Annotated in this window: 1 rRNA gene; it reads right to left on the bottom strand. The window is 37.2% G+C overall.

Features of this window, described 5'->3' with window-relative positions:
• Positions 1 to 108, bottom strand: a 5S ribosomal RNA gene (gene rrf / locus H5089_RS20125); the annotation flags it as partial.
• Positions 109 to 258 lie beyond the last annotated feature (150 nt).

Below are 258 nucleotides of genomic sequence, written 5' to 3'. Positions count from 1 at the left end.
AATGTCCTACTTTCACATAGCAAATGCTACACTATCATCGGCGCTGTTTCGTTTCACTACTGAGTTCGGCATGGAGTCAGGTGGGTCCAAAACGCTATTGTCACCAAGCAAATTTGGGCGTTAATTCGTATTTCTACGCACTAACTGAATTTGGAAAATATCTGATAATATTTTTTAAGTCTTTTCAGTAATATCTACTTTAGTTATATTAACTTCTGTCAAACTGTCGCATAAAACGCGTTTGGCGTTGTATGGTTA

Origin of the sequence: Pseudoalteromonas sp. SR45-1, assembly GCF_014163655.1 — a bacterium.
GTDB lineage: Bacteria > Pseudomonadota > Gammaproteobacteria > Enterobacterales > Alteromonadaceae > Pseudoalteromonas > Pseudoalteromonas distincta.
The sequence above is the reverse complement of the archived record's forward strand: the minus strand, read 5'-3'. Positions and strand labels throughout refer to the sequence as shown.